Below are 21,617 nucleotides of genomic sequence, written 5' to 3'. Positions count from 1 at the left end.
ATGGCCGAAGTCTGGGTAGACCCCGCCCGATGCCAAGGACACGCCCGCTGCTTCATGCTCGCACCAGAGACGTTCTTCATCGACGACGAGGGCTACGGGCACGTCATTGAGGGCAGGGAGGGATCCTACGAGGAGGAGAACGTCCGCAAAGCGATACGCAACTGTCCGGAACGTGCGATCAAAGTCATCGGAGCCGACGTCACCTCATGAGCGAGCAACTGGTTGTCGTCGGTGCCTCGGTCGCGACGACGGCGTTCGTGGAGCGCTTACGTGAACTGGGCAATAGTGAACCGATCCTCGTCGTCGACGATGACCTCGATGCGCCCTACGACCGGCCGCCGCTGTCCAAGCACTATCTGACCGCGGGGCAGCAGGAGGATATCGCCGTTGACTGGAGCGACCTGGACGTGCGGCTACTGCCGGCGACGGCAACCGATGTCGACGTCACCGAGCATGTCCTCCGCGTGCGCACGGCTGACGAAGCGCTGCACGACGTGCTCTACGGCACGCTGGTGATCGCCACCGGTGCCGTACCCATCCGGTTGCCTGTCGAACCACCTGGAACGACCGTCCTGCGCAGTGCGGCGGATGCACGTCGGCTGCGTGAGCAGACCCAAGACGGTCAATCCGTGATCGTGATCGGAGCCGGCGCGATCGGAGTCGAGCTCGCTTCATCCCTGACAGCCCGTGGCTCTCGTGTGGTGCTGCTCGACCGCGCCCAGGGGCCACTGGAACGACTCCTCGCCGGCCACCTCACTCACGAGGCGACGCAGTGGCTGGAGCAAGCGGGCGTGGAATGCCACTGGGGCGTCGACATCACCCGAATCTCTATGAACGACACGTGGCGCGTCGAATTGACCGGCGAGCAACCCCTCGAAGCAGATGTGCTGGTCAGCGCTGTGGGAGCCCGGCCCGCCGTGGCATGGCTGGCCGACAGCGGACTGCTCGTCAACGGTGCTCTCCTCGTCGACGACAGCGGACGGGTCGTCAGCGAATCCGGGAGCCCAGCCGCTGACGTATTCGCTATCGGTGATGTCGTCACTCGCCGAAGCGCCGACGGTTCCCTCAGCCGCACCGAAAGCTGGGCGGCGGCCCGCCAGCACGGGGCGCAACTGGCCGAAGATTTCTGCTACGCCGAACGGCAACGTGCGCCGTTGCCCTACTTCTGGACCGAGATAGCCGGACGGAAAGTGCAGATCGTAGGCGAACTTCACCCCGCCGCGCCGGTCAGTCTGGAGTTCGAGAACCCCGATCGCCAGTCCGCCCTCTACCGGATCGGCGAAGACGAACAGACGGCATGGATCGGAATCAACGCACAGCCCCGCATAGCGAAACTTCTGATGCGACCATGAGCCTCCATGAAAGCCTCTGGGGTGGTGTGCTGTTTGCACACCACCCCAGAGGTTTCGGTGCCCGTCGCACGCCGAAACCGGCTGGCCTTCGGAGGAAGGTAGGCGGACGGTGACGAGCGCAGGAGCCCGCCGCCCTGAGATGAGGACTGATGACCGAGCAGACCATTCCCGTGTGGAACCCGGCGACCGCAACACGGATCGGCGAGGTGCACGCCTACAGCCACTCTGAGGTCGACGACGCGATCGCGCGTGCCGTCGACGCGCAGCGCGTGTGGGCCGCCCTGCCGATCGGTCGACGCCAGCAGTTTCTCTACGATCTCGCGGACTCGATCGACGTCCATCGTGACGAGCTGGCGACACTCGAGTCGCAGGACGTAGGCAAACCGCTGCGAGCCGCGCTAGCCGAAGCGGAAAGCGTCGCCAGCGTGTTCCGCTACTACGCCGGCACGATCGACAAGCTCACCGGCGAGACCATCCCGGTCGACGGCGGTGTCGCCATGACCTTCCGTGAGCCGGTCGGAGTGGTGGGTGTGATCACCCCGTGGAACTTCCCGCTCCCCATCGCGAGTTGGAGCATCGCCCCCGCACTGGCGGCAGGCAACGCCGTGATCAGTAAGCCTGCCAGCCTCACACCGCTCTCTGCCAGGCGTCTGGGTGAACTGGCCGCAGAGCTCACTCCGGTCCCCGACCTGCTCCAAGTGGTCACCGGCGGTGGTAGCACCGTCGGCGGTGCACTCATCGACGACCCCCGAGTCGGCAAGATCAGTTTCACCGGTTCCACCGAAGTGGGCCGGTCGATCCTCGCATCCAGCGCCGCCACGATGAAGCGAGTAACCCTCGAACTCGGCGGTAAATCCGCGAACATCGTGTTCGCCGACGCCGACGTCGACAAAGCCGCCTTCGCCGCACCCTGGGCAGTGTTCGACAACACCGGTCAGGACTGCTGTGCCCGCAGCCGAATCCTTGTGCAGCGATCTGTAGTCGACCGGTTCCTCGAGGGATTCATCGACGCGACCCGGGCACTGCGGATCGGAGATCCCGCACAGCTGACAACCGACCTGGGCCCGCTGGTCTCCGCCGAACACCGCCAGAGCGTGCAGACCTTCCTGGATGCCGATCTGGACGTGGTGTACGCCGGTGAAGCGCCCGAGGGGCCTGGATTCTGGATGGCGCCTCATATCGCCGTCGACCCGGCAGCCGCCACACGCGCCGCCCGGGACGAGATCTTCGGCCCGGTCGCCGTCGTGATCCCATTCGATACCGAAGAAGAAGCGGTGCGGCTCGCGAACGACACGATCTACGGGCTTAGCGGATCCATTTGGACCAACGACGTCGGACGCGCACTGCGCGTCGCCCGCGGAGTGGAAAGCGGCACACTGTCCATCAACTCCAACTCCTCCATCCGAGTACAAGTTCCGTTCGGCGGTTTCAAACAGTCCGGCGTCGGCCGGGAATTGGGCATGGAAGGTGTCCGCAGCTTCACGGAACACAAGTCGATCTTCATCAGCACCGCATCATGAGCACCGTCATCGACGTCCGAGGCGAAGGACCAACAATGACCGCGTCCGACACCGCCGAGCTGACTATCCTCTTCGGCAGTCAGACCGGCAACGCCGAGTATCTCGCCCATCAGATTCACACCAAAGCGAACAAGGATGGCCACAACGTCGCCGTGTCCTCCTTGGAGGACTGGTTGCACGCCGAGAATCACAGCCTGCGCAGGCTGCTGGTGGTGACCTCCACACACGACAACGGGCACATGCCCGACAACGCCGCCGAATTCTGGGAGTGGCTCGCCTCGCTCGCCCCCGCCGCGCTGGAGGGGCTTCCCTACGCCGTGCTGTCGATCGGCGATTCCATGTACGAAGACTTCTGCAAGGCCGGACACGACATCGACCAGCGCCTTGCGACGCTCGGCGCCGTGCGGGTGATCGACGGGATCGACTGCGACATCGACTTCGAGTTCAGCGCCGGCAAATGGGCATCCGATGCTGTCACAGCGCTTCTCGCAAGCCCTGCGTGGGCGGCGGACACGCCGGACGCGAAGCCAGACGCCAACGGAAGGGCACAAGACGGTGGCTTCCACACCGCGGATCCACTGCGGGCCACCCGTGTCGTCGCGTCACGGCGGCTCTCGCTGCCCGGCTCGTCGAAACAGGTCGTGCATTACGAACTGGCCTTCGATGACGGGCCATTCGACTATGCGCCAGGAGACTCGATCTCAGTGTTCGTCGCCAATCCCGACGCACTCGTCGACGAATGGGTCGCCGCCTTCGGGAACCCCAGCCTGACCGAGCAGGGCACCACCCGGACACTGCGTGACATCCTCACCCACGATGTCGAACTGCGGCTTCCCCATCCGGGCCTGGTCGTGGGCTTGGGCCGCCGTCGTCCGGACAGCGCACCCATCCGGCAGATCACCGAACTCATCCAGTCCGGCAACCGAGACCAGCTCGATGCCTGGCTGTGGGGACGAGACGTGCTTGACGTCCTCACCGAACTGCAGTGCGTCGATCTGCCCATCGGGGACATTCTCGCGGAGCTGCGCCCGCTGCAACACCGCGACTACTCGATCGCCTCCAGCCCGCTCGCCGACGCCGGGCGCGTCCACCTCACCGTCGGCGGCGTCGAGTACACCTCAGGTCGCGGCATGCAGCGTGGTGCCGCGACCGCGTTCCTGGACGCACGTGCACACGACGGCAAGACATTCCCGACCCGACGGCTCCCCGCGCATGAGTTCCAGCTTCCCGCATCTGACGTTCCCATCATCATGGTCGGTCCTGGTGTGGGGGTCGCTCCCTTCCGCGCCTTCCTGCGTGAACGAGACGCGTCAGCGGCCACAGGCCGCAGCTGGCTGTTCTTCGGCGACCAGCATCGAAACACCGACTTCCTCTACGAGGCCGAGTTCACCGAGTTCGCCGACAGCGGACGACTCACGCACCTCAGTCTCGCGTTTTCCCGCGACCAGCCGACGAAGCACTACGTGCAGCACGAGATGCTCGCCGAAGGCGACCGTATCCGCTCCTGGATCGCTGATGGCGCATGTGTGTTCGTCTGCGGCGACAAAGCTCGTATGGCACCCGACGTAGATCAGGCGCTGGAAGCGATCCTCAACGATGAAGACATCACCGGCGCCTCGGGTCGCGCCGCACTCGCTGAGCTGAAGGCGGCAGGCCGCTACGTGAAGGACGTGTACTGAGCGGTCCCCGCTACCGCCGCGCGACACGCCTGTCGACCATTCGCGCCAAGGTGACACGAGTCGCCAATGTCAGCACGACCCAATCCATCGTCGCCTCCAGCGAAGTCCCCAGCACATGTTCGATCCGCTGCAGTCGTTGCCGCAGAGTGTTTCGATGGATCACCAGCTCTTTCGCTGCCTCGTTCACCGAACCTCCGCAGTTGGACAGCACCGAGAGTGTCTTCACCAGCTCAGAACCCTGCGCCGCGTCATACTTCATCAACGGCTCCAGCACGCGGAGCTGCGCGATCACCGCCGGCAGCATCGACCCGACGACGTCAGTCAACGGAAGGAGGTCTCGCACCTCGTCGTATGATGCCAGCGTCACCTGTCCGCCACGACCGTATGTCTCGGTCCATCGCAGGGCCTGGCGCGCATGCGTTATCGCCTGTCGCGTCAGAGCCGCGGACGCGGCGACACTGCCCACTCCGATCGACGCTTCGAGTCCGACATCCTCCGCAACCTTCGAGGTGGCCTGCAGCACCCGGTCACCGAGTTCGTGCGACGCCCTCTCGCTTGTCGCTTCCGCGAGTACGATGCCCCATGTCGACTGCAGCAGCACCACACCCCGTGGGCCAGCAGCGCTCGACAAGGCATCTTTCAATATGCGACTTGACGCCTCCCAATCCCCTCGTACACTGTGCACACGCACCAGTACTGGGCACACCGGCCCGTCGAACCCGAGTTCGCCCAGAATCCGAGCAGCCTCCGCATCATCCTGCGTGAAGCGAAGCTGTGTCGCCAAAGAGGAGCCGACGGAGTTCAGATCGACAGCCTCCAAGAGCACACTCAGTTGCATTGCCAACGCACTGAGACGCTCGAAGTCATGCGACCTGAATCGAGAAGCCCGGTAGCACGAGAGAATGCCCCGAGACGCGCCCACCCCAAGGGAGACCGAGGCGTGCTCAAGACCGGCGGACTGCTGATGCAGCGTGGCCTGAGCTGATGCCCGCGAATGAGTCGACCAGATGCGATGTTCACCCAGAGGTGAACGGAACGCGAACACGATCGGGGCCGCACCGCTCTCTCTGCGCGAGATGTACTCCAGGACACACACGTCCGTGTCGAGGAGATCCAGCAACCGCTTCGCCGCAAACTGCAACGCCGGCACCACCGATGTGCGCGATGACGTCGGGAAGTCCAGGAGAAAGTGAGCGTTCGCTGACTGTCTGTTCAGATCTTCGACCGTCTCAGCACGGACCAGGCCGGACGCGAGCAGACGACCCACCTCCATTGCGATTGCCAGTTCATCATCACCGAATGCGGACTCCTTCCGCGAGTACAGCGCGAACACGCCGCGCAACTGACCCTGCTCATCCGCGATCGGCACTGCGAGCATCGAGTTGTACTCGCTTTCCTCGATCGCGTCGACTCCGACGAATCGGGGGTCATCCGCAGGGCGGCGATCGATGATCACCGATTTCTGGCGCAATGCCGACCAGCCTGCGATCCCCTCCCCCAGACGGAGTCGGATCTCTCCCACTCCGCTCTGCTGGGGAACCTCGCCCGCGACCCTCAGTACAAGACGCTCCTCCTCGTCGTCCCACAAATACACGAAGACCGCCGCGGTATCGGTTGCCCGTGCGACGAGACGGACCGCCTCGTCTGCAAGCTCGACGGGGTCCTTCCCCTGTGCGAACAAGAGAACGAGCTGGGAGAGCACGGTAGCCCGCCGCTCGGCGAGCACGGTCGGTCGGGTGGGTGACACGGATCCACTCCTTCGGGGTCACGGTGCGCGTCGTCGCGCACCGACGAGACTCTAGGGGCCGGTCCGATCGTCACGCGTGTTCCGAACCCACCCGAGAACCCAAGTCGTATGTGCAGAATGCACATGTTACGCCTCTCAGGCGTGAGCGAGGCGACAAACGGATCGACATTCGCGCGGACGTCAGTGCGCGAGGACTCTCCGAGACTCAGACCGCTACGACGGCGACGTTGATGCTGGTTCCTTGCGAGAGGGGACAGAATCGGTCGCGAGCTGCAGCCAGGTATCGACGACGCTGTCGGGGTTCAACGAGAGCGAGTCGATGCCTTGCTCCGTCAGCCACTGCGCGAAGTCGGGGTGATCGCTGGGGCCCTGACCGCAGATTCCGACGTACTTCCCCTGCGCTTTGCAGGCTTCGATTGCCAACGACAGCAGTTTGAGGACCGCTGGATCGCGCTCATCGAACGAGGCTGCCACCAGCGCGCTGTCGCGATCGAGGCCGAGAGTGAGCTGTGTCATGTCGTTCGACCCGATGGAGAACCCGTCGAAGTGCTCCAGGAATTCGGTGGCAAGGATCGCGTTGGCGGGGAGTTCACACATCATGATCAACTTGAGGCCGTTGATCCCTCGGCGAAGCCCATTCGTAGCAAGCAAGTCCACAACATCACTCGCCTCGCTGAGGGTGCGGACGAACGGCACCATCACCTGCACGTTGGTGAAGCCCATCTCTTCGCGGACAAACCGCAGAGCCGCGCACTCCATCTCGAAACAAGACCGGAAGTCGCGTGACAGGTAGCGAGAGGCGCCTCGATAACCGATCATCGGGTTCTCTTCGCTGGGCTCATACTCACGGCCGCCGAGAAGGTTGGCATACTCATTCGATTTGAAGTCAGACAGGCGCACGATCACCGGCTGTGGCGCGAACGCTGCCGCTAGCGTGGAGACGCCTTCGATGAGCCGCTGGATATAGAACTCGCGCGGGGACGAATAGGCAGCGATACGCGGAGCGATCTGCTCCCGCAATGACTCGGGAAGGTCTTCGAAGTCCAGCAGGGCGCGCGGGTGGATACCGATCTCGCGGTTGATGATGAACTCCAGACGCGCCAGCCCCACTCCGCGATGCGGAAGGCGGGCAAAGGCGAACGCCTGATCGGGCGACCCCACGTTCATCATGATGTTCACGGCCGTGCGCGGCATTTCATCCAGTTGGGTGACATCTTCGGCGTACTCGAGCAGTCCCTCGTAGATGTACCCGGTATCTCCCTGCGCGCAGGAAACGGTCAGCTCATCGCCGTCGTGAATTCGTCGCGTGGCGTCACCTGTCCCAACGACGGCAGGAATACCGAGTTCGCGGGCGATGATGGCGGCATGGCAGGTACGTCCCCCTCTGTTCGTGACGATCGCTGCTGCGCGCTTCATGATCGGCTCCCAGTCGGGATCGGTCATGTCGGCGACGAGGACGTCGCCGCTCTGGAAAGCCGCCATTTCGGTGTGATCTGCGAGCACGCGCGCCGGGCCGGCGCCGATCCGCTGACCGATGGCACGGCCTTCGACGATGACAGGACCAGTGCCGGTCAGCCTGAACCGCCGCAGCTCGTTCGCAGCGGCGCGGGACACGACAGTCTCGGGTCGAGCCTGGAGGATGTACAGTTCACCGTCGATCCCGTCCTTTGCCCATTCGATGTCCATCGGTCGGTCGTAGTGCTCCTCGATTACCAGTGCCTGACGAGCGAGCTGTTCGACTTCGCTGTCCGTCAGGGAGAACACAAGACGTCGCGCCGGGGGCACCTCGGCGAAGGCCGTGCTGGTTCCCGCTGACTGCGCGTCCGTGTAAGTCATCGCGATTGCCTTCGCGCCAACTGCCCGTTTGAGGATGGCCGGCCGTCCGGCACGCAGAGCCGGTTTGGACACATAGAACTCGTCTGGATTCACCGCACCTTGCACCACTCCCTCGCCCAGCCCGTACGAAGACGTGAGGAACACCGCTTGATCGAACCCGGATTCGGTGTCAACGGTGAACATCACCCCGGCGGCGCCGACATCCGAGCGCACCATCCGCTGCACTCCCGCAGAGAGCGCCACCTGGTCATGTGCGAAACCGTGATGTGTTCGATATGCGATCGCCCGATCGTTGTACAGCGACGCGAACACAAGCCGGATCGCGGCCAGAATGTTGTCGATCCCACCAATATTGAGGAACGTTTCCTGCTGCCCGGCGAAGGACGCGTCGGGGAGATCCTCGGCGGTCGCGCTCGACCGCACAGCCCACGTCACTTGGTCTGGCTCGGGATCTGTTGCGAGCAGACGGGCGAACGCCGACCGAACGTCCTCATCCAGATCTGCCGGGAACGGGTGCTCCCCGATCCATCCGCGGATCTCACTGCCCACTCGAGCGAGCTCGACGACGTTGTCGACGTCCACCGCAGCTATCGCTTCGGCGATTCGCTCACGCAGATGACCATGCTCGAGGAATCGCCAATAGGCCTCTGCGGTGGTCGCGAATCCCGGCGGCACGCGCACGCCCAGCCGGGTCAGGTTCGAAACCATCTCGCCCAGCGAGGCGTTCTTGCCTCCCACACGAGGCAGGTCGGCCATACCGACTTGGTCAAACCAGAGGATATTGGTCATAACGCTCTCCTTCGAAATGGTCAGGTGCGCAGCCGGAAGGCCTGCATGATCACCGCAGAGATCTCCTCGACGCTCTTGGTCGTTGAGGACAGGAATGGGATGCCGTGCCGGCGATACAGGTCTTCGGCGCGGCGCAACTCCCGTGCGCACTGCGACACGCTCGCGTACGTGGAGCCGGACCTTCGTTCCTGCCGGACCTGGCTGAGCCGCAACGCGGTACTGGTCAAGCCGAAGCAACGGTGGACGTGTGGTGCGATCGGGTCCGGCAGCCCATCCAGGTGGAAGTCATCATCTGTGAGGGGGTAGTTGGCGACCAGAAGCCCGTACAGCAGCGCCAAGTACATGGTGGTGGGCGTCTTACCGCATCGACTTGGAGCAAGAATGATCACCTCGGCGCGATCGAGCGCGCGGATGCTTTGGCCATCGTCGTGTTCGATCGCGTACTCGATGGCGCGCATGCGGGTGAAGTACTGCTCCGTATCACCAACAGTGTGGAACTGGCCAAGCTGCTGTGTCGCGGTCGTCTCCAGTGCATCTTCCAGCTCTGTGAGATGGCCGCGCAGCAGGTCGATCCGCGTGGCCGGCGCTGCCGCAATGATGGCAACGACATCGGGGTTCTTGATCGTCGTGAAGACGATCGGCCGCAGCCCTCGCGCATGAGAGCCAGCAATGTCGACCACTGCACGATGTGCGCCCTGCAAGGAGTCGATGAACGGCACAGTATGACGTTGAAAGGAAAACGACGGGAAGTTGGCAAGAAGGGCATTGCCGAGCGTCTCGGCGGTGATCCCGGTGCTGTCGGAGACGAAGAACACCGCTCTTCGCGGTACGGCACTCATCATCGGCATCACCCCGAGCACCAGAATCAACGACGTGAGGATACAAACGGTGTGCCCGACGCACCGCCCATCGGAACGCCGTGTGCAAGCGCGCCATCCACCGGAATATCAGCATCCCCCGGCTCTCGTTAGGAACGAGAGTCAGGCCGACTCAGAGCGAGGAGGCCGCGCAGGCACTCCCGCGGACTGATCCAGTCGTGCAACGCTGGGGGCAGAGGCCGTGGCTCTCGTCCGGGAACGTCACCCCCGCATCCCACTGACGCTCTCGGTCTCGGAGGAGCTCAAGGCCTGGCGGTACGAGGATGTGAGCTTCCTCGATTTCCTCGAGCCACATGTCTGGATGACGGGATCGCGCGGAGCGTTCTACAAAGAGGTCGGATACGACATGGAGGCATCTTCCTTCGACTGGCGGCAAGTGGACATCCTCGCCGAGCGCGCCGAGAGCACTTACCGAGCCGACGAGGACCGCTGGCGCCGAACTCTGCGCAACGCGATCACCAATGTCGCGGAGTGGTCGCGTGCGCGTGCCCTCCCGCTGATCACCACGGAATGCTGGGCGATCGTCAACTGGAAGGACCGCGACGACCTCCCGTGGGAGTGGGTCAGGGAACTGTGCGAGTTCGGCGTGCGGACCGCGATCGAGCAGGAGCGCTGGATCGGGATCGCGACGAGCAACTTCTGTGGGCCGCAATTCACCGGCATACCGGCTGCCCGTTCTATGCCGGCAGACGTGTCGTCCCGGGCGAGACCGGCCTCGCGACTACCCGCCCCGACCCTGCACAGGAGTGGACGTGAGTAATCGGAAGCGATGTCCTCCTCGAGCTACCGCGCCACCTGGAGGTGCCGGATCGGGCACACCTGGAAGACGAAGGTCAACAATCGCGCCAAGGGCACGGGATGCCCCTACTGCTCCAAGAGGGCCCCGTGGCCGCCTCGCGAGATGGCTACGTCCCCTTGAGAACCTGCCGCACATCGGCGGTGACCTGCTCCGAGGCCCTCGGCCCGCCGATCGCCGCATGGATCCGCTCCTGCAGCATCTGCAGCCGAACGGCCCGCTCCCGAGCACCCATCACCCGGATCGCCTCGGAAAGGAACGCCGAGCGGTCGCCGCCGTGGATGCTTGCCAGGCGATCGAGCTCGGCCACGTCGTCGTACCCGATCTCGAACTCGACGAACTCCGCGGCTTGAGCGGCACCGAACCCGTCACCGGCTGGGCCGAGGACAGCATCTGCACGCATGTTCCGATGCTACGTGCCCGTCCGTGGCCCGGGAAGATGCGCTCAGTCAGGACGCCGAAGGATGCCGGTACTGTCGGCACGGGCACGATAGGCGGCCGAAGAGCTCGGAGAACGACACTTGATGCGGTCACCTCGCTATCGACAGTTCTCGTAGGGAACGCGTCGAGACGACTCAACTAGCCAGCTAGCGATCCGGCCCTCTGTTGTCTGCCCGAGCTGCCGGACCACGGGGGGCTCAGACCTTGCGCTGACTCAGCCCCTTCAGAAGCTTGATTGCGCCGAGGCTTGTCCAGAAGATCCAGTCCAGGAACTCGTCACCGTACTCGCCCTTCTGAACCCCCTTGCCGTGCCGAATGGCGAAGTTGTTGAAGATATTGAAGAGATCAGACTCGTCCCCCTTGGTGAACTCCCTCGATTTGAATGTCTGCCGGTGCTTCTCCAAGTAGTTGGCCAACTGCGTGATCGCCGCGCGACGTTGCACCGTGGTCGAAGATCTCGCCCTATAGAGGTGGATGGCGTCGGCGATCAGCCTCTCGTCGGGATGGGCCGAAGTCTCGCTCAGCTCGTCTGCCAGTTCGTCGAGTTGGAGACCGGCGTGACGGATCAGCCTGCCCTTCTCCGAGCCCTTGCTGCCCAGGCGCAGTCCGACGCCGTATCGTTCGAGCAGCTCGTTCACCCGCCAGCGGTAGACGACTCCGCCCGACTCCTTGTTGTGGTCGGCGTAATGCCAGCCGCAACCGCCGTACGAGTGAAGCGACCGAGTCCGCGGTCGCTGAGCCTGATCGTGGAGGTACTCGATCACCGCGTACAGGACGTCGTCGGGGACGGAGAGAGTGCTCTCATCGAGTGGCCAAGTCACGTCCGCGTGGATCGCCTTGCTGATCTCGGCGCTGGCGTTGCGGGTGAACTCACCCCAAGAGCCTCCGTCATCGACGCATCCCTTGCCCAGGACCTTCGGGAAGTAGTCGAGGTCGCGCATCTCGTCGATCAGCTCCACGAACGCCTTCGAGAGGGGCTTTTGCCGAGTGACCGCACTGGCTCCACCCTTCCGCTCAAGCCAGTACCTGGGCGGCTCGTACTTGTGCAGCAGCGATTGGTCCTTGAGGAGCGCGTTCAGCACGTCGGCGGCTTCAGACCCCCGGGGCTGCTGATCGAAGACGTTTCGCGTGACCGGGACACCCAGCTGCTCGGCGATGTCGCCGTCCATGAAGGCTTCAGAGAACAGGCAGACGACCATGTTCGTGAAGGTTTCTTTGGTCCTCAGGGCGGCGATGCGTCGCGCTTCCCATGTGAACAGCTCCTGCGGCCAGCGCAGCGAGAAATCGAAGTCGGTCAGATCCAATGTCGCGCCGATCCCCTACGCCGCAACGGGCACGAGGCCCTGCAGGAGCGCCGACAGGTCACGGGAAGGCACCGCGAGCTCTTCTGCGGCACGACCGATCGACACGCCCTTCGGCCCGAAGAGAACCTTGCGCAGAAGCTGTGAGGTCTCGGGGATCATGCCGTCCGGCTCGCTGCTGCGGTAGCCGGCTTTGGACAAGGTCACAACGGTCGAGCGGTACTGCCAGTCATTGAGCATTTCGAGTTCGTGGAGGCGGTGGGTCATCGCCATGGCCGAGACCTTCCAGTGCTTCTTGGCCGCGAAGATCTTCTGGATGCTGGCGCTCCACATCGCCTGGGCGTGGAGCCCAGTTGCAGGCATCAAGAAGGCCGCTGCGAAAGCGTTGGCTTCGGCTTCGCGCTCTCGAGAGTCCTTCGGCGTCATGTCCCGTTCGTCGTGAAGAACGAGGTGGCCCAACTCGTGAGCGATGTCGAATCGCTGTCGCTCGCCCGACTTGGTGGTGTTCACGAACATGTAAGGAACCGAGTCGCGGAAGAAGCAAAAGGCGTCGATATCGGTGTAGTCGTGGGCCAACGAGACCACGCGAACGCCCTTGGCTTCGAGTAGGTGAACCATGTTGGAGATCGGCTTGTCGCCGAGCCCCCACACTTGACGCACCATCTCAGCGGCCTGCTCGGGGGAGAACTTGTCGTAGGTCGGTATCCCCGACTCCGGCAGTTTGAACTGCCGATCGATGACGTCGAACAGCTCAAGAGCAAGAGTCGCTGACGACAGCACCGCATCCCGTTTGGTCGCGGACGTCTTCGAGAGCTTGCGGAAGCTCACCGCCTCGACCGGCACAGGTTCGACTTCGTCGCGATGGAAATACTCCGGGGAGACGTCGAGCGCATCGGCGAGCTTGCGGAGAGATTCATCGGACGGCTGCTCAGTGCCGTTGTTCTCGTAGTTGGTCAGCGACCGAAGCGAAACCGAGCTCACTTCGGCGAGGCGGGTGAGTGTGAGGCCACGCCTTTGGCGGGCCAGCTTGAGGCGGACTGGACTGAACATCTTCGGAGGGGACCTAGTCGGGATGAAGTTGTGGGGAGCCGGGGATTGTCAGTCGCGGGGTTCGACGGGAACGTCGATGTCGCCATCACCGTCCGAGTCGAAGACGCTGAGGTCGCCTACGCCGTCGAACGGAGTGATGTCGATCGTGTCGCTCCACTCGACGACCCGGTCGGAGTCGTCCATGCCCGCCGGACGGCCAAGTCCGAGCGACAGGAAGGTGCCTTCGCGCTCGTAGAGCACGAACCAGAGCGGCGCCTCCTTGAGCTTCGGCGGAAGCTCCGCGTCGTTCTCCACCCACTCCGGCAGAGGAAGAGGCACCTGCGACTTCGGGAGATCGGAGTCAAGTGAGCGCTGGGTCGCGGGCCCCTTGCCGCGAGTCTTGGGACTCACGCGGTGATCCGGATCAGCGACATCCTGAGCCGACGAAAGGGCGAGCTGACACTTCCCATCCGGGTGGATCACCCGAGGCTGCCCCATAACGACGGTCTTCCGCCAGCCGCGGGCGACAAGGATCTGCGCCAGCAGCTCGAAAGTGTCGTTATAGAGATCGGTGCCCGCCGCGTTCGGGGGAGCGAGCTCCGAGCGGTTGACTGCCCGACTCAGCCCCGGACGGAAGGCCGTGTGGAAGTCGGTGGAGGACAGGTCGAACTCAGCAAGGCGGCGCTCGTCGTCAGGCTGCTGCTGGGGGAAGAGATTCACAATCGCCACGGGGCGCCTCCTTGCTCGATGCGTGAAACTCTACCTCATTTGTGGTTGAGAAACACGCACAGTGGTCGCTCGGAGTGTCGCGAGAGCCAACACGCTTTCGCTGCGAACGAACGGAAGCTCAACTCGCCACGAGCTCATCCTCAACCGCGACCAGCTCCGCGATCTTGGTCGCGATCTCTTCCATCGTGTCGTCCGCGGTGTTCAGCCCGTTTCGAGAACCGAGCAAGGGGCTGACCGCGCGGAGCTCGTCGTAGGTGGTCTCGTGCACGATTGGGATCAGCAGGTCGCGTGAGAGAAGCTCCGAGAGCTCCTTGTCGGAGACACCTCGACTATCGACCCGCTTCAACAGGGCTGGCGTGACCAGAACGAGTCCCGTGCGCGACTTCGCCAAGCCCCTGTCGATCTCGCGGAGGAACGGCTGTCCGAGCACGATGTCCTTCTCGCTGAACCACACCGAGACCCCCCGAGCTTCGAGTAGGCCATGCAGTTCCGACGCGGAACCCCGCCGGTCATCCCACGCATGGCAGAGGAAGACATCCCGCAGGTCCGGCTGCTGCCGAGCTCTCAGCTCAACGGAGCGACGTACTGGAGTCAGTGCCCGCACTTCGGCAGGCGTATACGTCACTGCGGAACCGCTCGGTGACCAATTCGGTCGCACACGGCCACCGCTGGACCCGCCGCTACTGCCCGTCGCGCCGCCGCCGCGCGGCGTGTAGGAAGGCGACGAGTAGTACGGACGGGGCGACGATGAGTAGCCGTAACCTCGACCCCCATGAACCGGGCACGCCGCCGCTCCGCTTGCCGTCCGATGGCCGTGCACCGGTGCTGTACATCCACTCACGATGTTGATCGTAACCGGCGCCTCCGACATCGGTCTTGTGGCGAGAATCGCGGTGTTCTGGAAGTTGTAACAGAACTGCCCGACGAATCGTCGATCAATCGGCGCTTCCAGATCCACCCTTGCCGGGGCGCGCAGACCTTCGCCACCGCTCGCCCGCGAAGGTCCCACAGCTTGTAGGACCAATGCGCCACCTTCCGCTTCGCCAGGAATGTGCCACGGGCTGTGGCACCAGGTGCTGCGTGGAAACGAGACGCCGTCGATCCCGGCAACCGATTCTCGGCTCACCGAGCCGAGAATCTCGCGGCCGTCGTAGGGTGCCACCGAATTCTTGGCTCGGCGTGCCAAGAATCTGACTTCGACCAGTCGTGAGGCAGGTCAGCGGGGAAAGTGTCACGACAAAGTCGACCGCGACCGCCCGAAACAGGCCGGATAGCGCGACATCCAGTGTCATCTCACCACGTTCCCGACATTCCCCCAAAGCCGCCGCTCCCCTGCAAACGGGAGCCACCGTCAAAGATGCGCAGCCGGGTTCAGCGCGTGACGAGGTCGTTGGCGCTGCAGAGCACCGGATGCCGCGACAGCTGCTCCTCCCGCCCTTCCGGCACCCCCACCACCCGGAACACGTGCCGCTGCCCCGGCAGCAAGGTGACCAGCGCGCTGTCGGACTCGGCCTCCGGCGCGAGCCGGTCGGGGAACAACGTCACATCGCGCATCAGGACGTGCGCGGTGACGTCGACCTCGACGACGCCGCCTCCGGTCCGCCCGACGGAGACGGTCATGCGAGGAGCCTCATAGGCGAGGTCGCGGTCCTCGGCGAAGAACCACAATGCGCGCGCCCCGGCGCCCGTGACCACCTCGACGACCTCCTCAGCAGCCGAATCCGGCCGCGCGATGTCGTCCGGAAGCGGGAGAGTCGTCCCCGAGAACCTGTCGACGGCGAATCGGCTCGTGTGGGTCGCCAGTACGGTGCCGTCGAATCGGACGCGTCTCGCGGTGAACGGTTCGCGCCACGCGTCACCGCCGTCGTTCGTCACGGCGAGCACGAGTCCGTCGCCGCGCGGCTGCATCGTGAGGAGCCGGGGCGCGTACGCCGCGCGCAGGGCGTACCACACGGGCTTCTTGCGACCGTAGCCGTCTATCGCGGACCAGGACGTGACGGGCCAGCAGTCGTTCAGCTGCCAGACGATCGTGCCGGAGTTCAGCGGGCGCAGCGAACGGAAGTGCTCGACGCCCAGGCGGATGGCGCGGGCCTGGTTCAGCTGCATGGCGAAGTGCCAGTGCGTGAAGTCGTCCGGCACGGCGAAGTGTCGCGAGAGGCCGCGCTCGAGCTTGCCGTTGCCGTCGTGGGCCTTCTGGTGGTGCAGCATCCCCGCCGAGGTCTGCGTCAGCGGCTCGTCGCGGATCGACGCCGTGATGGTGGACCAGGTCGGCGGAGCCTGCCAGCCGAACTCCGATGCGAAGCGCGGCCGATACTCGCGGTAGACGGTGTAGTCGACGTCGTTCCATACGTCCCAGATGTGCGTCAGCGCGTGGGCGGGGGCGTTGGGGTGCACGCTCATCGTGCCGGAGTACGGACTGCCCGGCCAGTAGGGCCGGCTGGGATCGAGCTCGGCGACGATCGCCGGCAGCGTCTTGAGGTAGTAGGTCAGCCCCCATCCTCGGTCCCCGAGTCGAGGCTGCCAGTCCCAGTCGAACCATCCCCAGATGTTCTCGTTGTTGCCGTTCCACAGCACGAGGCTCGGATGCTCTCGCAGCCGCTGCACGTTGTCCCGCGCCTCCGCCTCGATCTCGGCCGCGAGCTTCTCGTCCTCGGGATATGCGGCGCACGCGAAGAGGAAGTCCTGCCAGACGAGCAGACCGAGCTCGTCGCAGATCCCGTAGAAGGTGTCGCTCTCGTAGATGCCGCCGCCCCACACGCGCAGCAGGTTGACGTTGGCATCCGCGGCCTGGGCGAGGCGCTCGCGCAGGCGCTCCTCGGTGATGCGCGAGGGGAAGCAGTCGTCGGGTATCCAGTTGACCCCGCGGATGGGCAGGTTCACCCCGTTGATCTCGAACGTGAAAGGCGTCCCCTCCTCGTCGGGCTCCGTATCCAGCGCCAGCGACCGGAATCCGACCCGGGTCTCGTGCTCGGTCACGACGCGCCCGTTCGGATCACGCAGTTGCACCCGCACGTCGTACAGCGGCTGCGCGCCCAGACCCCGGGGCCACCACAGCCGGGGGGCGTCCAGCTCCACGCGCAGCGCGACGGTCTCCCCGGCGCCGACGACGTCCTCAGCCGCCTCGCCGCCGACGACCGCGCGGATGCTCCACCCGGCGCCCGCCGTTCCCACCGCCCGCGCTTCGATCCTCACCGCGCCGTGTGCGTCCTCCACCGTCGCGGTGACTTCGACGTCCGCGAGCCGCGGCGCGGTCCCGAGAAGGCGAGCGGAGCGCCAGATGCCCGCCGTGACGAGGGTCGGGCCCCAGTCCCAGCCGAAGTTGCACGCGCTCTTGCGGATGTGCGGGAACGGCGCGGGATAGGCGTTGGGCATCGCCCCGAGCCGTGCCTCCCGCTCCTGCGCGTGATCCCAGGCCGAGTGCAGGGTGACCGCCAGCCGATGCGGCCCGGCGACGTCAAGCGCGGACCCGAGCGCGAACTCGTAGCGGCGATGCTGATTCGCGGTGCGACCGATCTCGACGCCATCCACGCTGATGCTCGCGACGGTGTCGAGCCCGTCGAACGCGAGCGCTGGAGCGAGCGCATCGGCCGCCGGCAGACGAGGCAGGTCGCGCTCGTAGATCCATTCCGCCCGGCCGATCCAGTCGAGCGACAGCTCGTTGGTGTCGAGGTAGGGATCCGGGATGAGCCCGGCCGCGAGCAGATCTGTGTGCACCGTCCCCGGAACCGTCGCGGCGATCGGAAGCGCCGCCCGCACATGCGGCGGCACACCGCGCGACGCGTCCGACACCGAGAGGGTCCAGCCGTCGGTCAGCTCGAGAGGAGCGCTCATGCGAGATCCCTTCGTCCGAGGCGTCGGGTCAGCCATCCGCGTCGATGTAGGCGGTCTTCACGCGGGTGAAGAACTCCCGCGCGTAGGTCCCCTGCTCTTTCGGACCGTAGCTGGAGCCTTTCGCGCCGCCGAAGGGCACGTGGTAGTCCACGCCGGCGGTCGGAGCGTTGACCATCACCATTCCCGCCGACGAGTGACGGACGAAGTGGCGTGCCGCCGACAGCGAGGTCGTGCAGATGCCGGCCGAGAGGCCGAACTCGGTGTCGTTGGCGACGGCGAGCGCCTCGTCGTACCCGTCGACCCGGATGACGGATGCCACCGGCCCGAACACCTCTTCGCGATTCACGGTCATGCCGTTGTCGGTGCGCGTGACGAGCGCCGGGGACAGGAAGTACCCGTCCGTGGCGCGCTCGACGCGCTCACCCCCGGTGACGGCGCCCCCCTCCTCCGCGGCGATGCGCAGGTAGCGAAGGTCCTGCTCCAACTGGGCGGCGTCCACGACCGGCCCGATGACGGTCTCGGGGTCCAAGGCGTTCCCCACCCTCATCTCCGACATACGACGCGAGAGACGCTCGACGAACTCGTCGTGCACGCTCGAGGCGACGATGAGGCGCGAGGACGCCGTGCATCGCTGGCCGGTCGAGAAGAAGGCGCCGTTCGCGGCGACCTCCACCGCCTTCGGCAGCGAGGCGTCGTCGAGCACGATCAGGGGGTTCTTCCCGCCCATCTCGGCCTGCACCCGCGTGGTCGCGGCCGCGGCGGCGGCCACAATCCGCCGGCCGACCGGCGCGCTTCCCGTGAAGCTGATGCCGTTGACCTCGGGCGACTCGACGAGCGCGGCGCCGACGATCGAGCCCTTGCCGTAGACAAGGTTCAGCACACCCGCGGGAAGACCCGCTCGCTGCAGCACGTCCACGAGCTCGAACGCCATGGCCGGCGTATTCTCGGCGGGCTTGAAGACGACCGCGTTGCCCCACGCGAGCGCGGGGGCGATCTTCCACGTCGGAATGGCGACGGGGAAGTTCCACGGGGTGATGATCCCGACGACGCCGATGGGCTCCCGCGTCACCTCCACCGTAAGACCGCGCCGCACAGACGGTATGACCTCACCGCCGACGCGCAGCGCCTCCCCGGCGAAGAACTTCAGCAGCTGGGACGCGCGGACCACCTCGGCCGTGGCTTCCGCGACGGCCTTGCCCTCCTCGCGGGCCAGGAGCCGCCCCAGCTCGTCCTTCCGTGCGCGCAGCTCCGACCCCGCGGCGTCGAGCACGAGGAAGCGCTCCTCCGGGGTGCTCTGCGCCCACCCCCGCGCCGCGCGTGAGGCCGCGGCGATCGCCTCGCCGACCACCGCTGCATCCGCGGCCGGGGCGACGCCGATGACATCCGAGGTGTCGGAGGGGTTGATGTTCTCGATCGCCGGCTCCGCGTCGACCCAGCGTCCGTCGATGAGGTGGCGGTATCTCGTGGTCACGGTGTCCTCCTGGCGTTCAGACGATCGGGCAGCGCAACGGCTCGTGCATCAGTGCACGCTCCGCCTCCTCCGAGGCGAGCCGCTGCAGGGCGTCGAGAGAGCTGTCGGAATAGAAGGCGACGTGCGGCGTCAGGATGACGTCGTCGAGCTCCCGCAGCGCCGATACGGGGGCGAGGGGTTCGGGGTCGAACACGTCGAGCGCGGCACCGGCGAGATGACCTGAGCGCAGCGCTTCGACCAACGCGGCCTCGTCGATCAGACCGCCGCGCGACGTGTTCACGAGCACGGAGCCCGGCGGCATCGCCGCGAGCGTCGCCGCATCCATCAGTCCGCGATTCGCTTCGGTGAGGGGGGCGTGCAGCGACACGGCGTGCGAGCGCGCGATCACGTCGTTGAAGGTCGTCGCCTCAATGCCCAGCGAGGCGAGGTCGTCGGCCTGCACGTACGGGTCGAACGCGACGACGCGGAAGCCGAACGGCTGCAACCGCGCGGCGACGGCGCGGCCGATCCGGCCGGTGCCGACCAGGCCGACGATCGTCTGCGCGAACCCGCGGAGCGGCCCGATGTCGGCGGGCGTGAGCCAGCCAGCGGTGCGGACGGCGGAGGTGAAGGAGCCGGTCCTGCGCAGCAGCGCGAGCAGACAGGCCACGGTGTGGTCGGCGACGGTGTCGACCCCATAATCGGGCACGTTGCACACGCGGATGCCGAGCTCCCGGGCCGCGGCGACGTCGACGTTGTCGTAGCCGATGCCGTAGCGGATGACGACGGCGCTCGCCGACATGCTCTGGAGCACGCGACGCGTCACCGGCGCGAAGTTGACGAAGACGATGTCGGCACCGGCGACCGCCTCGATAGTCTCTTCCTCCGAGACGCACTGGCGCACGACGACCGAGGTCTGCCAGCGCGCGGCGAGCGCCTGCTCATGGGCGACGCCGGGGAAGGCGTGGTCCGTCACCACGATGCGCGGCGCGCTCACGCGGGCACCTTCGCCCGGGACCCGGTCAGCCCGCGGTCGGCGAGGTCGGAGAAGAAGGCGCGGATGCCGACCGTCCACGGCGGGCAGTTCTCCGAGGCCGCCACGCGGTTGACGAGGGTGCCGAGCTCGGGGCAGGAGATGCGCACGACGTCGCCCTCCTTGTGGGTGAAGCCCGATCCGGGCTCGTCCCGGTCCTGTGTCGGCGCGAAGAGCGTCCCGGTGAACAGCACGAAGCCGTCGGGATATTGGTGGTGGGCGCCCACCGTGTGCGAGATCAGCTCGGGCAGCGTCCGGCTCATCTCGCTCATCCGGCTCTCGTCGTCCATCCGGAATCCGTCATCGCCCGCGATGCGCAACGAGACCGTCAGCGCGGTGACCGCGTCCAGATCGAAGCCCTCGTCGAACAGCCGGATCATGGGGCCGATCGCGCACGAGCCGTTGTTGTCCTTCGCCTCCCCGAGCAGCAGAGCGCTGCGCCCCTCGAAGTCGCGCAGGTTCACGTCATTGCCGAGCGCGGCGCCGATCGGCTCACCGGCGGACGTGACGACGAGAACCACCTCCGGCTCGGGGTTGTTCCACGTGGATCGATCGAGCACTCCGACGGGAGCGGCCGTGCCGGTGCTGGAGAGCACGGGGGCCTTGGTGAAGATCTCGGGATCGGGTCCGATGCCGACCTCCAGGTACTGCGACCACAGCCCTTCGGCGAGGAGCACCTCCTTGACCCGCGCCGCCTCCGGCCCTCCCGGACGGACGGTGCCGATCGCGCCGCCGATGACGTCGCTCACGCGCGCTCGCACCTCCTGCGCACGGGTCGCGTCTCCGCCGGCCTTCTCCTCGATGACGCGTTCGATCATGCTCCGCGCGAAGGTCACACCCGCCGCTTTGATCACCTGCAGGTCGATCGGGCTCTGCAGCCGCGGCGCCTCTGCACCCCCGCTCAGGGTCGCGGCGAGCGCTGCGTCGAGGTCCCAGCGCTCATCGGCGGGCGCGGTGCGGACGACGTCCACCGCGTCGGGGCGTTCCAGCAGATCCGACATCGTGATCGCCGTGCGCGTGATGTCGACGAGGGATCCGTCGCGCACAGTCACGATCCGAGCACCGGTCTCTCCGGGTAGCTGCGCCCGGCCGACGAGGACGGCAGTGGGGTCGGCGGGCAGGAGACGGTCGACGAAGGGGCGGTAATCCATGGCTGCTTTCTCGTTCGTTCGGACGGGCGGGGCGCCGCCTGCGCCGCGCGGCGCA

Annotated in this window: 17 protein-coding genes; 5 read left to right on the top strand and 12 right to left on the bottom strand. The window is 65.8% G+C overall.

Translation table 11 applies throughout. From position 1 onward, the window contains the following. The 4 genes from EI169_RS00545 to EI169_RS00530 all read left to right on the top strand — a co-directional run bounded on the left by EI169_RS00545 (position 1) and on the right by EI169_RS00530 (position 4,551). Positions 1-210: a ferredoxin gene (locus EI169_RS00545; protein WP_125130009.1), complete on the top strand. Its 210-nt coding sequence runs from the start codon at positions 1-3 to the stop codon at positions 208-210. Continuing rightward, a complete protein-coding gene (locus EI169_RS00540) occupies positions 207-1,352 on the top strand; it encodes an NAD(P)/FAD-dependent oxidoreductase (protein ID WP_125130007.1) in 1,146 nt (381 codons plus the stop codon). Before EI169_RS00545 ends, EI169_RS00540 begins: the two co-directional genes overlap by 4 nt. Positions 1,353-1,501: 149 nt before the next feature. Continuing rightward, the gene (locus EI169_RS00535; protein WP_125130005.1) at positions 1,502-2,872 is read left to right on the top strand and encodes an aldehyde dehydrogenase family protein; all 1,371 of its coding nucleotides are present in this window, start codon (positions 1,502-1,504) and stop codon (positions 2,870-2,872) included. After that, a complete protein-coding gene (locus EI169_RS00530) occupies positions 2,869-4,551 on the top strand; it encodes a sulfite reductase flavoprotein subunit alpha (protein WP_125130003.1) in 1,683 nt (560 codons plus the stop codon). Before EI169_RS00535 ends, EI169_RS00530 begins: the two co-directional genes overlap by 4 nt. Before the next feature lie 10 nt (positions 4,552-4,561). Here the strand turns inward: EI169_RS00530 and EI169_RS00525 are convergent, their stop codons facing one another. From EI169_RS00525 to EI169_RS00515, 3 genes are all read right to left on the bottom strand, one after another. Continuing rightward, positions 4,562-6,298, bottom strand: coding sequence for a GAF domain-containing protein (locus EI169_RS00525; protein WP_125130001.1), 1,737 nt, complete (start codon positions 6,296-6,298; stop codon positions 4,562-4,564). 213 nt (positions 6,299-6,511) lie between these two features. Beyond that, a complete protein-coding gene (gene ppsA / locus EI169_RS00520) occupies positions 6,512-8,923 on the bottom strand; it encodes a phosphoenolpyruvate synthase (protein ID WP_125129999.1) in 2,412 nt (803 codons plus the stop codon). Positions 8,924-8,943: 20 nt separating this feature from the next. Further along, positions 8,944-9,783: a pyruvate, water dikinase regulatory protein gene (locus EI169_RS00515; protein ID WP_346427100.1), complete on the bottom strand. Its 840-nt coding sequence runs from the start codon at positions 9,781-9,783 to the stop codon at positions 8,944-8,946. Between the two features lie 199 nt (positions 9,784-9,982). Between EI169_RS00515 and EI169_RS00510 the strand changes: the two genes are divergently transcribed. Next, positions 9,983-10,561, top strand: a complete 579-nt coding sequence (locus EI169_RS00510) for a cellulase-like family protein (RefSeq protein ID WP_164515391.1) — start codon at positions 9,983-9,985, stop codon at positions 10,559-10,561. 145 nt (positions 10,562-10,706) lie between these two features. Here the strand turns inward: EI169_RS00510 and EI169_RS00500 are convergent, their stop codons facing one another. The 9 genes from EI169_RS00500 to EI169_RS00460 form a co-directional block, all read right to left on the bottom strand. After that, positions 10,707-11,000: a hypothetical protein gene (locus EI169_RS00500; RefSeq protein WP_125129993.1), complete on the bottom strand. Its 294-nt coding sequence runs from the start codon at positions 10,998-11,000 to the stop codon at positions 10,707-10,709. 235 nt (positions 11,001-11,235) lie between these two features. Beyond that, positions 11,236-12,342 carry a hypothetical protein gene (locus EI169_RS00495; protein WP_125129991.1) on the bottom strand — a complete coding sequence of 369 codons (1,107 nt, stop codon included), beginning with the start codon at positions 12,340-12,342 and terminating at the stop codon, positions 11,236-11,238. 15 nt (positions 12,343-12,357) lie between these two features. Beyond that, on the bottom strand, positions 12,358-13,389 hold the full coding sequence (locus tag EI169_RS00490; protein WP_125129989.1) for an XRE family transcriptional regulator: 1,032 nt from the start codon (positions 13,387-13,389) through the stop codon (positions 12,358-12,360). A gap of 48 nt (positions 13,390-13,437) precedes the next feature. Further along, entirely contained in the window at positions 13,438-14,097 is a 660-nt protein-coding gene (locus EI169_RS00485; RefSeq protein ID WP_125129987.1) for a hypothetical protein, read from the bottom strand. Between the two features lie 118 nt (positions 14,098-14,215). Further along, a complete protein-coding gene (locus EI169_RS00480; protein WP_240640513.1) occupies positions 14,216-15,259 on the bottom strand; it encodes a toll/interleukin-1 receptor domain-containing protein in 1,044 nt (347 codons plus the stop codon). A 209-nt stretch (positions 15,260-15,468) separates the two neighbouring features. After that, entirely contained in the window at positions 15,469-17,928 is a 2,460-nt protein-coding gene (locus EI169_RS00475; RefSeq protein ID WP_125129985.1) for a glycoside hydrolase family 2 protein, read from the bottom strand. A gap of 28 nt (positions 17,929-17,956) precedes the next feature. Then, positions 17,957-19,399, bottom strand: a complete 1,443-nt coding sequence (locus tag EI169_RS00470; protein ID WP_125129983.1) for an aldehyde dehydrogenase family protein — start codon at positions 19,397-19,399, stop codon at positions 17,957-17,959. Positions 19,400-19,415: 16 nt separating this feature from the next. Beyond that, complete coding sequence (locus EI169_RS00465) at positions 19,416-20,375, bottom strand: C-terminal binding protein (protein ID WP_125129981.1); 960 nt, start codon at positions 20,373-20,375, stop codon at positions 19,416-19,418. Further along, the gene (locus tag EI169_RS00460) at positions 20,372-21,562 is read right to left on the bottom strand and encodes a fumarylacetoacetate hydrolase family protein (RefSeq protein WP_125129979.1); all 1,191 of its coding nucleotides are present in this window, start codon (positions 21,560-21,562) and stop codon (positions 20,372-20,374) included. The genes EI169_RS00465 and EI169_RS00460 overlap by 4 nt, the downstream gene beginning before the upstream one ends. Positions 21,563-21,617 lie beyond the last annotated feature (55 nt).

The sequence above is a fragment of the Microbacterium sp. 10M-3C3 genome, assembly GCF_003931875.1.
Classification (GTDB): Bacteria; Actinomycetota; Actinomycetes; order Actinomycetales; family Microbacteriaceae; genus Microbacterium.
Note: the sequence above shows the minus strand (reverse complement) of the source record. Positions and strands in the feature narration are given on the sequence as shown.